At 65.9% G+C, this 11,122-nt stretch carries 12 protein-coding genes; 6 read left to right on the top strand and 6 right to left on the bottom strand.

Annotated features, from left to right (window positions below; all coding sequences use genetic code 11):
• The 3 genes from WA317_RS09555 to WA317_RS09545 all read right to left on the bottom strand — a co-directional run.
• The coding region (locus WA317_RS09555) for an SDR family NAD(P)-dependent oxidoreductase (RefSeq protein WP_425172797.1) at nt 1–112 on the bottom strand (112 nt) is incomplete at its 3' end.
• 323 nt (nt 113–435) lie between these two features.
• Complete coding sequence (locus WA317_RS09550) at nt 436–861, bottom strand: acyl-CoA thioesterase (RefSeq protein ID WP_425172796.1); 426 nt, start codon at nt 859–861, stop codon at nt 436–438.
• A gap of 82 nt (nt 862–943) precedes the next feature.
• Entirely contained in the window at nt 944–1,564 is a 621-nt protein-coding gene (locus WA317_RS09545; RefSeq protein ID WP_425172795.1) for a TetR/AcrR family transcriptional regulator, read from the bottom strand.
• An 87-nt stretch (nt 1,565–1,651) separates the two neighbouring features.
• Here WA317_RS09545 and WA317_RS09540 point away from each other — a divergent pair, with 87 nt between their 5' ends.
• Nucleotides 1,652–3,415, top strand: a complete 1,764-nt coding sequence (locus WA317_RS09540) for an N-acyl-D-amino-acid deacylase family protein (protein ID WP_425172794.1) — start codon at nt 1,652–1,654, stop codon at nt 3,413–3,415.
• Nucleotides 3,416–3,595: 180 nt separating this feature from the next.
• Here the strand turns inward: WA317_RS09540 and WA317_RS09535 are convergent, their stop codons facing one another.
• Complete coding sequence (locus tag WA317_RS09535) at nt 3,596–4,732, bottom strand: peptidase M42 (protein WP_425172793.1); 1,137 nt, start codon at nt 4,730–4,732, stop codon at nt 3,596–3,598.
• Between the two features lie 236 nt (nt 4,733–4,968).
• Between WA317_RS09535 and WA317_RS09530 the strand changes: the two genes are divergently transcribed.
• The 5 genes from WA317_RS09530 (at nt 4,969) to WA317_RS09510 (ending at nt 9,536) form a co-directional block, all read left to right on the top strand.
• On the top strand, nt 4,969–5,340 hold the full coding sequence (locus WA317_RS09530) for a DUF3054 domain-containing protein (RefSeq protein ID WP_425172792.1): 372 nt from the start codon (nt 4,969–4,971) through the stop codon (nt 5,338–5,340).
• 131 nt (nt 5,341–5,471) lie between these two features.
• Nucleotides 5,472–5,990: a GNAT family N-acetyltransferase gene (locus tag WA317_RS09525; protein ID WP_425172791.1), complete on the top strand. Its 519-nt coding sequence runs from the start codon at nt 5,472–5,474 to the stop codon at nt 5,988–5,990.
• Nucleotides 5,975–7,081, top strand: a complete 1,107-nt coding sequence (locus WA317_RS09520) for an LLM class flavin-dependent oxidoreductase (protein WP_425172790.1) — start codon at nt 5,975–5,977, stop codon at nt 7,079–7,081. The genes WA317_RS09525 and WA317_RS09520 overlap by 16 nt, the downstream gene beginning before the upstream one ends.
• Complete coding sequence (locus tag WA317_RS09515) at nt 7,078–8,205, top strand: LLM class flavin-dependent oxidoreductase (RefSeq protein ID WP_425172789.1); 1,128 nt, start codon at nt 7,078–7,080, stop codon at nt 8,203–8,205. Before WA317_RS09520 ends, WA317_RS09515 begins: the two co-directional genes overlap by 4 nt.
• On the top strand, nt 8,202–9,536 hold the full coding sequence (locus WA317_RS09510; RefSeq protein ID WP_425172788.1) for an NtaA/DmoA family FMN-dependent monooxygenase: 1,335 nt from the start codon (nt 8,202–8,204) through the stop codon (nt 9,534–9,536). The genes WA317_RS09515 and WA317_RS09510 overlap by 4 nt, the downstream gene beginning before the upstream one ends.
• A 17-nt stretch (nt 9,537–9,553) precedes the next feature.
• On the opposite strand, the gene WA317_RS09505 is transcribed toward WA317_RS09510, so the two are convergent.
• Nucleotides 9,554–9,958, bottom strand: coding sequence for a hemophore-related protein (locus tag WA317_RS09505; protein WP_425172787.1), 405 nt, complete (start codon nt 9,956–9,958; stop codon nt 9,554–9,556).
• A 292-nt stretch (nt 9,959–10,250) separates the two neighbouring features.
• Nucleotides 10,251–11,003, bottom strand: coding sequence for an MBL fold metallo-hydrolase (locus tag WA317_RS09500; protein ID WP_425172786.1), 753 nt, complete (start codon nt 11,001–11,003; stop codon nt 10,251–10,253).
• Nucleotides 11,004–11,122: the final 119 nt, after the last annotated feature.

The raw sequence follows: 11,122 nt of genomic DNA, 5'->3' as shown, positions 1-11,122 counted from the left end.
CTTCGTTCAGGTCGGCGGCGATGACCCGGTCACCCCGGGCGGCCAACCCGAGCGCGATCGCCTTCCCGATGCCGGAGCCGGCACCGGTGACGACCGCGATCTTGGTGCTCATCTTCGATTCCTTGTCAAGCGGTGACGTAGCGGGCGAAGTCGGCGGGATGCTTCTCGGCGAACGCCCGCGCGCTCTCTTTCCCTTCTTCGGTGTGCACGAAGATCTCCAACGCCGACATCGCCAGGTTTCACAGGCAAGGCGACTCCTCGGTCCGAGGATGAATCATCGTTCAATCAGCATGAACGTACATTCACAAAAGCGGCGAGGTCAAGCGCGATTGCCAACGATCGACGGGAACCGAAACCAGCCAGGGGAACTGGGATTCACTCTTCGGGCGAGACTCTTTCGCATCCGATTGCATTCGAGGCATGACGTCGTGATGTTCAGATCGATATCCGCAAACCGTCCAGCCGACTATTAGCTGTCGCGGACAAAGGGTGCGGGCGGTGAGACCTCTGGTCGATCTGCACGATGACGGTGCGGGCGACGGCGACACACCGGTCGGTCTGAAACAGTCCCTGCTGCAAAGTGAACGAACTGCGGCCTACCGATTGGACCTTGGTGCCGATCGCGACTTCACCTGGCCAGGTCATCTCGTCTCGGAAGTCAAGCTCGAGTCGCGCGATCACGAACGACATGTCGGGTTCGACCAGCGGCTCGTTCGCGTCGTACAGCAGCTCGACGCGGCCGGTTTCGAGAGCGGTCGCAAAGACGGCGTTGTTGACGTGTCCTTGTCGGTCGGTGTCTGCGTAGCGCAACTTGTCGTAGGCGTGCAGCGGGTACTGCGTCAGAAGGGGCGCGTCGTTCATTGCCGTGTCCTTTTCTCCTGGCGAATGGATTCGCGTCAGCGTCTCATTGCAGCCTTGAGCCCAGTCAAGCTCAGCTGCTAATTCACCGGGACGGCGACCGGTCGCCGGTGACGCGCCCGCCGGCGACGGCTCGAGAACCGGTGAGGCCGGCGACGATGTGATCGGACACGAAACGCCGCACCGCACGCGGATTGCCCAGATTGACGCCGATCGGTGGTAGCAGCTCGAAGCTGAACAGCAACCGGATGATCCATTCACTGGCGCGGGCCCGGTCCACGCTGTCGTCGACTTCCCCGGTGCGTTGCGCCGCTTTGACCAAAGGCTTCCACAGTTCGACGGAGCGGCGCATCAGTTCATCACCGCCTTGCTCCAGTAGGAGGATGAGCAGGCTCTGATTGAGGCCTCGTGGTGTCGAGCGCGAGTCCTGCCGATGTCCGCATATCAGCACCGCGGCTGCCGCGACCTGCTCGGCCAGGGTGGCTTCCTTGCCGACCGCGGTGGCCATGGTTTCGATGAAAGCTTCGGCCAGCCGGTTGAGTGCGATGGCGATGGCATTCTCGCGGGTCCCGAGCGCGTTGTGGACGGTGCCGCGCGAGACGCTTGCGGCCTCAGCGACGGCGGTCAGGCTGAATCGCCTCGGTCCGAGGTGCCGCAGCGTGTCGGTGGCGGCCACCGATAGAGCAGTGGGATCCGGCTTGGGCACTTGAACAGGATATCGATTTGTGTTCAATACGACGGCATTGTTGGTAAGTTGGGTCGGTAACCGTGGCCACCAAGTCAGGAGTTGGTCGTGTTCGACCTGAAGATCATTGGTGGCATCGTCGTCGACGGCACCGGCGCCGACCGCTATTTCGCCGACGTCGGTATCAAGGACGGCCGAATCGTCGAGGTTCACCGGCGAGCCGGTGCCGATGATCCCGGTCTCGGCGGCGAGGCCGCGGAGACCATCGACGCGACCGATCGCGTCGTCGCTCCCGGCTTCGTGGACATTCACACGCATTACGACGGTCAGGTCAGCTGGGACAGTCTGCTGGAACCGTCGAGCGGCCACGGGGTGACGACGGTGGTCACCGGCAACTGCGGCGTCGGCTTCGCTCCGGTCACGCCCGGCCGCGAAGAATGGCTGATCAAGCTGATGGAGGGCGTCGAGGATATTCCCGGCACTGCGCTCACCGAAGGTATCTCATGGGAGTGGGAAAGCTACCCCGAATACCTTGACGCGATTGGTAATCACAACTACTCGGTGGACGTCGGAAGTCAGGTGGCGCACGGGGCGATTCGCGCCTACGCGATGGGCGACCGCGGCGCTCGCAATGAACCTGCCACTGCCGAGGACATCGCGACGATGGGTCGACTCGTGCAAGAGGCGATCGAAGCCGGTGCGCTGGGATTCTCCACTTCGCGGACCATCGCGCACCGGGCGATGGACGGCGAACCCGTCCCCGGGACCTTCGCCGCCGAGGATGAACTATTCGGCCTGGGCCGCGCGATGGCCGCCGGTGGCAAAGCGGTGTTCGAACTGGCCCCGCAGGGCGCCGCAGGCGAGGACATCGTCGCGCCCAAGAAAGAACTCGAGTGGATGCAGCGCCTGAGCGCCGAGATCGATCGGCCGGTGTCGTTCGCGCTGATCCAAGTCGACGCCGACCCGAATCTGTGGCGGGAACAGCTCGACATATCGGCCGCCGCACACGACGCCGGTAGCCGGCTGCACCCACAGATCGCGGCACGGCCGTTCGGCATGTTGCTGGGCTTCCCCGGCCATCACGCCTTCACCCACCGGCCGACCTACCGCAGGCTGAAAAAAGGTTGCAATCGCGAGGAATTAGCGCAGCGTCTCGGCGAGCCGGCGGTGAAATCCGCGATACTCGCGGAGGACGACCTGCCGATTGATCCGACCGCGCAGTTCGACGCGATGTTCTTGCTCGTGCAGCATTCGCTGCACCGCCTCTACGCCCTGGGCGATCCGCCGGACTACGAGCCGACGCCCGACCGCACTGTCGCTGCCATCGCCTCGCAGCGCGGTGAGGACCCGCCGGCCACGCTGTACGACCTGATGCTCGAGGCCGACGCCGGTGCGATGCTCATGCTGCCGTTCTTCAATTACGCCGACGGCAATCACGACGCCATCCGGGAGATGATGACCCACCCCGCCGGTGTGCTCGGCCTTTCGGACGGCGGTGCGCACTGCGGGTTGATCTGCGACGCGTCCTTTCCAACTTTTCTGCTCACGCACTGGGCCCGGGATCGCTCCCGCGGTCCGAAGTTGTCACTGGAATACGTGGTGCGTAAGCAATCTCGCGATACCGCAGAGCTTTTCGGACTGACCGATCGCGGGACGATCAAAGTCGGCAAGAAAGCCGACGTCAACGTGATCGACATGAGTGCGCTGACCCTGCATCCCGCGCGGATGGCATACGACCTGCCGGCCGGCGGGCAGCGGCTGGTCCAAGGTGCAAGTGGTTACGCCGCAACGATTGTCAGCGGAACGGTGACTCGCCGCGACAGCGCCGACACCGGCGCGCGACCGGGCCGGCTGGTACGCGGCACCCGCTGACCCCACCCGCCGCGGGACAGCACGACCAACCGTATTCCGAAGTGCGCGATAGTTGCCGCGGAAGAGGCCGTCGGCGCACTCACCTCATTCTGAAAGGGTCGTCACGGGACAGACGCGCATTGTTAGTCTGCCGGCCACCCAGCGGCGGCCAGGGGGCCTCGAATGTTAGGTCGAGCAGATTCACACCGGCTTGTCGGCATCCAGTAGGAAGTCGGCGACGATTGCGGCCATGTCATCGATGGCGTTGCGCGGCATGACTTCGAAACCGTGGGTGCTCAGCGTGGGCAGGCAGAGCAGCCCCGCGCGCGGCGTCAGCCCGTTGGCCTTGGCATGCGAGGCGTCCGACATGAATGCGCCCAGCGTCGCCGGTTGAGGCGCGAGTCCACGGTGGGTGGCGATTCTCATCAGCCGGTCGGCGACGTCTTTGTCGTAGACGCACAACGCATCGCTGTAGGCGATGATCGGACCGCCGGTGACTGTGGTCGCGTATTCCCGCTCGGTGGGACCGACCTCCAAGGCCAGCGTGAGTCTTCCGGGCAGCGTCGCGCTGGTGTAGCAGCCGCCCACCCCGCCGATCTCCTCGTCGGTGGTGAACACGAGATAAGCGTCTTCGGCCGGTCGTCGCCCCGACTCACGCAGCAGGCGAGCGGCGCGCAGCAGCGCGGTGACCGCGGCGCGGTCATCGAGGAAGTAGGCGCCGACGTAATTTCCGAACTCGACCAGATCTCTCTTGCTGCGATCGACGCACACCCGAGTGCCCGCATGCACGCCCGCGGCGGACAGGTCTTCGGGGGTGCGGCCGGTGAAGACGTAGACGTGTTGCCAATCCAGCGCCCGGTCGCCCTGATCGGGTTTGGTCTCCCAGATCCGCGGGCTTTCCTTGGTGGTGTGCTCGGAGCCCAGGGTGAGCACCGCGGTGAGCATGTCGTGGTCGCCGAGCAAAGCGACCGGGCCGAGCCCGAAGTTGCCCGGGTACATCACCCCCAGCTGGGTCAAGTGCAGCGTGCCATCGGGTTCGACCCGCTTGATCAGCATGCACAGCTCATCCATATGGGCCAGCACCCGTGTCCCGGCACTAGGCCCAGGGGTGGATTTCACCCGGTGCGAGAGGTCGCGCACCGCAGCGTCGTTGGGACTCTCCGCGGCCGAGATGTAGCCGATCAGATTGCCGGCCTCATCGGTCCACATGTCGTCGACGACAGGCTCCAGTTCGCGGGCACACACGGCACGTACCGCGTCTTCCTGCCCGCCCGGTCCGTACGTCCACAACAGTTCCTGCAGCAGAGTGTCGGTGGAGTCGCGTTCGCGCTGCGTCATCAGAGTCCTTTCGGTCACCGGTAACCGTATGGTGGCGCGATCGCCGCTCATCACGTCGGGGGCATGGAAACGGCTCCCAGTGAAGTCCCAGCTAACTGGTACGAGACCATTCCCGGGATACCTCAAATGGCAGGTGCAGGTGCGCGTGGCTTGACCATCGCCGCCCCTCGCTACGGCTTTTAACCCAGGGTGATGGCAACCCCGCCGGCCGCCGGCTGACCGCTTAAGGTCACCTCATGCGACCGCAGCACAGCCCAGGGTGGCTGAGCCTGGACGTCGTCAGCGTGCTGATGTTTTGCGCGGTCGGACGGCGCAGCCACGAGGAAGGCGTCGATGTCACCGGCGTGGCAGCGACGGCCTGGCCGTTCCTGGCCGGAACGGCCCTCGGATGGTTGTTGTCGAAGGCTTGGCGACGCCCGACGGCGCCGGCTCCGACCGGTGTGACCGTGTGGCTGAGCACAGTCGTCGCCGGGATGTTGCTGCGTAAAGCCAGCGCAGCTGGTGTGGCCGCCAGCTTCGTTGTGGTAGCGGCCTCGGTCACCGCGGTGCTGCTGCTCGGCTGGCGGGCGGTCGTCGAGCTGACCGCGCGGCGGCGCGTGGACAGGTGAGTGATGTCGAGAACCGAAGGCGATACCGGCCTGATAGCGGCGACGCTGGCGGCGACAGTCCGCGCTGGTCCCGACGCGTTGTGACCGCTGTGCGGAATGTGTTCGCATCGAAGACGTTAGACAGTTGAGTGATGCACCGATCTCTGCCGTTTGTGTCGTCCGTCGGCTTGCAGTTCGTGACGGCCGGTCAAGACGATCCGCTGGCGCGGCCACTGCTCAGCGAGCTGGCTGTTGAGTATGCGCAGCGCTACGACAACACCCAGGCGGCCGTCCTGACCTGGTTGCAGAGTTATCCGGCCGCGGAGTTCGCCCCACCCGACGGCGACCTGCTGATCGGTGTGATCGACGGTGCGCCGGTCACCGGCGGCGCGTTCCGGCGTTTCGACCACCGGACCGCTGAGCTCAAACGGATCTGGACCGACCGTGCTCACCGCCGTCGCGGTTACGCGAAGGCGCTACTGGTGCAGTTGGAAGCCCGGATCATCAGCCGTGGCTACCGTCGGGTGTATCTGACGACGGGCAACCGCCAGCCCGAAGCCGAGGCACTCTACGAGGCGAGCGGGTATACCCGACTGGTGGAGCCGCTGCCGTCGAGCGAACCGGTGTTCCCTATCGCGTTCGTCAAGGATCTGCCGTGGCCGCGCAGCTGACGCTGGGTGTCGGGCTCGACGGGTACGGCTGGCACCCCCACGCCTGGCGCACCACGTTGGCCGCCGAGCCCGGCACAGCGTCGGTGCTGTCCGGACGGTATTGGGCCGAGTTGGCGGCGACCGCCGAGCGGGGACTGCTGGACTTCTTGACCATCGACGACACCCTCATGCCGCAGAACGGCCGCCGCGAACAGATCTCCCCGCGACGGCTGGCCGGCCGCGCCGACGCTGTCCTAGTCGCGGCCCGCATCGCCCCGGCGACTCGGCACATCGGGCTGATCCCGGTGGCCACCGTGACCCACACTGAACCGTTTCACGTGTCGAAAGCCATTGCCACGCTGGACTATGTGTCGCACGGGCGGGCGGGTTGGCAGCCCAGAGTGAGCTCGACCGCGCACGAAGCCGCACTCTTCGGGCGGCGCAACGCAGCCGAGTCAGCCGAGGACCTGTTCGACGAGGCCACCGATTTCGTCGAGGTGGTCCGGCGGCTCTGGGACAGCTGGGAAGACGACGCGGTGATCCGCGATGTCTCGACTGGTCGCTTCGTCGACCGCGACAAGCTGCACTACATCGACTTCGTCGGCAAATACTTCTCAGTCAAGGGCCCGTCGATCACGCCGCGCCCACCGCAGGGCCAGCCGGTGGTGGCCGCGCTGGCGCACGCGGCGCGCATCTACGAGTTCGCAGCGGCCGGCGCCGACGTCGTGTTCATCACCCCGACCGACGACGCCGCGATGCGCACGATCATCGACGAAGTGCGGCACGCCCGGGGTGAGCACTTGAAGGTCTACGCCGACGTGGTGGTGGCTTGCGGCGGCGACACAGACGGATTCGTGTCGGACGCACTGATTTTCACCGGCGGGGCGGCGGCACTGGTCGATCTGCTGTTGCGTTGGCAAGAGCTCGGGGTCGACGGCGCCCGGCTGCGGCCGGCGGTCAACGCCACCCACCTTCCGGTAATCGTCGACGAGGTAGTGCCGCTGCTGCAGCGCGCCGGAGTGTTCCGCACCGAATACCGCGACGGTGAAACCCTGCGCGAACGGCTGCACTTGGCTGCGGCGCCGAATCGGCATGTGGGAGTGGGCCGGTGAACCACGTTCCGCTCTCGGTGCTGGACCTGGCGCCGATCAGCGCCGGCAGCGACGCGGCGACCGCGCTGCGCAACACCGTGGATTTGGCTCAACACGCCGAGCAGTGGGGCTTCCGGCGCTACTGGGTCGCCGAACACCACTTCGTCGGTGTCGCCAGTTCATCGCCCGTGGTGTTGATCGGCCAGATCGCTGCGGCCACCAGCCGCATCCGGGTCGGAGCGGCCGCCGTGCAGTTGGGCCATAACACACCTGTTGCGGTGGTGGAAAGTTTCGGCATCCTCGACGCCTTCTACCCCGGCCGCATCGACTTGGGGCTGGGCCGTTCCGGGCATCGTCGGGTCGAAAGCCAGAAGCCCGACAAGTCCAAGCAGCCCCGGCAACCCAAACCACCACGGGAATGGCACGAGGTCGACGGTGTGGTGATTCCACCGCCGTTCGACCTGCGCAAGATGCCCAACCTGGAGCGGACGTTGGCGACCATGTCGATCCTGCAACAACCCGAAGCGCTCACCCCGGACTTCGACGAGCAGGTCGGTGACATCGTCGCACTGCTGGACGGCAGCTACCGCACCGAAGGATTCGACGTGCACGCGGTGCCGGGGGAGCGGGCCGGCCTGACACCGTGGATCTTCGGCAGCAGCAAGGGTCAAAGCGCACACGTCGCCGGAGCGCGCGGCCTGCCGTTCGTCGCGAGTTACCACATCACGCCGGCCACCGCCCTGGAGGCGGTCGAGGCTTACCGCATAGCTTTCCGGCCATCGGCGCAGCTGTCCGACCCTTACGTGGTGGTGTCGGCCGACATCGTCGTCGCCGACGACACCGTCACCGCTCAGCACCTGGCATCGAGCTACGGCGCGTGGGTGCACTCGGTCCGATCCGGTGGCGCCATACCCTTCCCGGCTCCGGATGACGTGCCCCCGCTGACCGCCGAGCAGCAGGAAGCGGTCCGCGACCGCACCGCAACGCAATTCGTCGGCAACCCGGACGAGGTCGCCGAGCGGCTCGAGGCGCTGCAACGCGTTACCGGCGCCGACGAGCTCGTCGTCACTTCGGTCACCCATCGGCACGAGGACCGGTTGCGCTCGCATGAGTTGATCGCCAAACGCTGGGGACTGACCGAGTGAGTGTCCGAGAAGGCGAGCTCCGCAAGCCGGTTCACCTGGCAGCTCACTTTCCCGGAGTCAACAACACAACGGTGTGGACGGACCCCGACGCCGGCAGCCAGATCGAGTTCGACTCGTTCGTGCGCCTGGCCCGCACCGCGGAGCGCGGCCTGTTCGACTTCTTCTTCCTCGCCGAAGGATTACGGCTGCGCGAGCACCGCGGCCGTATTCACGACCTCGATGTCGTCGGCCGGCCGGACACCTTCACGGTGCTCGCCGCGCTGGCCGGCGCGACCGACCGGCTTGGGCTAACCGGGACCGTCAACACCACCTTCAACGAGCCCTTCGAGGTGGCACGGCAATTCGCCAGCCTGGACCACTTGTCCGACGGTCGGGCCGGCTGGAACATCGTCACCTCATCAGACGCGTTCACGGGCGCCAATTTTCGGCGCGACGGCTTCCTTGACCACGCCGATCGCTATCACCGCGCAGAAGAGTTCCTCGCGGTGGCCCGCGGATTCTGGGACAGCTGGGCCGCCGATGCTGTGGTGGCTGATGTGGAGGCGGGGCACTACGTCGACCCGACGCTAATCCGCACCGTCGAACACTCCGGTGATCAGTTCAGCGTGCGCGGGGTGGCGACGCTGCCCGGCGGGCCGCAAGGGCATCCGGTGCTGTTGCAGGCCGGCGACTCCGACGAGGGCAGGAATTTCGGTGCCCGGCACGCCGACGCTTTATTCACGCTGCACGGGTCTCTGGAGGTCGGGCAACGCTATTACGCCGACGTCAAGGCACGTGCGACGGCGAACGGTCGAGATCCCGACCACCTCAAGGTGTTTCCGGCCGCCACCTTCGTGCTCGGAGACACGGCTGAAGAAGCCGTCGACAAAGCGCGGCACATCCGCCACCAGCAGGTCAGCGGCGCGACGGCGATCGCGATGCTCGAACAGGTCTGGGGCCGTGACCTTTCCGGCTACGACCCCGACGGGCCGCTGCCTGACGTCGACCCCACCGGCGATGCGACCATCACCCAGGGGCGGGTCCGGCACCGCGACCCGGTCGCGGTGGCTCGTGCCTACCGCGACCGGGCCGAAGCCGAGAATCTGTCGATCCGCGAATTGGTCATTGCCGTCACGAGCCGACAGCAATTCGTCGGCACGGCTGCGCACATCGCCGATGAGATCGACCGATATGTGCAAGCGGACGCCTGCGACGGCTTCATCCTGGTGCCGCACCTGACGCCGCACGGGCTCGACGAGTTCGTCGACCGGGTGGTGCCGTTATTGCAGGAGCGTGGCGCGTTCCGCACGGAATACGAGGGAAACACGTTGCGCCAGCTCCTCAGGGTTTAGCGCGTGTCGAACGACGGTCAGCCGGCCATGAACTCGTTGTAGGCCGACTCCAGGCCTGGTGAGAGCACCGTCGTGTTGCACTGCCGCTGAACGTCACCGATCGGCGCCAGGATGCCCCGCAAGTCGAAGTACTCCTGCGGGTGAGCGGTGAAGTAGTTGCGCAGATCGGCCGACGCCTGCGGGCGCGGCTCGTTGATCGCGTTCGACACCGCGTTGCCGGCATCCGGGTGGCTGTTCAGGTACTGCTGGGCCGAACTCTCCGACGAGTTGACCGTGTCGTGCACTGCGCCTGGACTGCAGTCGGGTGCCGCCGATGCCGTCGGCATGGCGATGGTGGTAGCAGCCAGTCCTGCCAGAAGGCCACATCCGGCGAAGAGGCCGGCGGCTTGCCGGCGCACGGACTTACCACTGATTTTCGTCATTCTTCGTTCCTTCTCGTTTCCCTGCATTGCGTATCGATCGCAATTCCCAAGTCCCGATGCAAGGGAGTCCCCGTCCCAAAACCAAGGTACGCGAACCTGAACGACTCAGCTATTGGCTCGAGACGCCGAAAGCCGCTGCAAGACAGGCCGTACCGGTAGGGAAAGTGAAGTCAGCCTCAGTCCAGCGCCGACTTCGCTGAGCAATCGAGAAGAGTGGCGCCGCAATCATAAGAGCTCTTAATGAACGCGGACGATCCTTAATATTTCGTGATCCTTGACCGTGACCGGATTGTTATCCAAGGGCGCGGGCGATCGCCGCCGCGGTGGCTTCGCGGATCGGACCGCGCCACAGGTCGCCGTGACCGGGCGCAAGAATCTCCTGGTCCAGCAGCGCCAGCGCTGACAAGCTGCGGATGCAGTGGTCCTGATTGTGGCTGAACATCGCGGGCAACAACTGCGGCCCACTGCGCGACAGCAATGGATGACCGGTGACTAGCGCGTCACCGGTGATCAGCACGTCGTCGATCACGTATGAACAGTGGCCGCCGGTGTGTCCCGGCGTCGGGATGGGCATCGGGCGTCCCGGCAGCTGCGCGGCAACATCCGTGGTCAGCGGTTGCGTGCTGGGGATGCCCTCGCGGATCAAACCGCCATTGCGGATCACGTGCAGCGACCACCGCGCCCACCGCGGCCGCCAGGCGTGCAGCGCGACGTCGATCGGCGACGCCTGCTCCAGATATGCCCGTTTGGCGTGTCCCACCTCGTCGGCATGGCAGTACACCGGCGTGCCGTGCGTTTTGGCGAACCAGATCGCCGAGCCGAAGTGGTCGATGTGTGCATGCGTCAACAGGATCGCCCGCACGTCCGCGGCCTCGTATCCGAGCTGCCGCAGCGAGGCCAGCACATCGGCGCGGTCACCGGGATAACCGGCGTCGACAAGCATCACGCCGCTGTCGTCGGTGACCAGCAACCAGTTCACCGCGGGCCCGTGCACGAAATGGACAGTGCCGGTGACCTCAACAACCTTTGGGAGCGCCGGTGCCATGTTCGCGAGTTTAGGCATCGGAGCGTGGCGACCCGCTGCGCCCGGCTCCGCCGCGCTTGCGATCGCCAGGCATCGGAGCGTGGCGACCCGCTGCGCCCGGCTCCGCCGCGCTTGCGATC

The organism is Mycobacterium sp. (assembly GCF_049802695.1).
Taxonomy (GTDB): Bacteria; Actinomycetota; Actinomycetes; order Mycobacteriales; family Mycobacteriaceae; genus Mycobacterium.
This window is presented reverse-complemented; position numbering and strand designations above follow the sequence as displayed.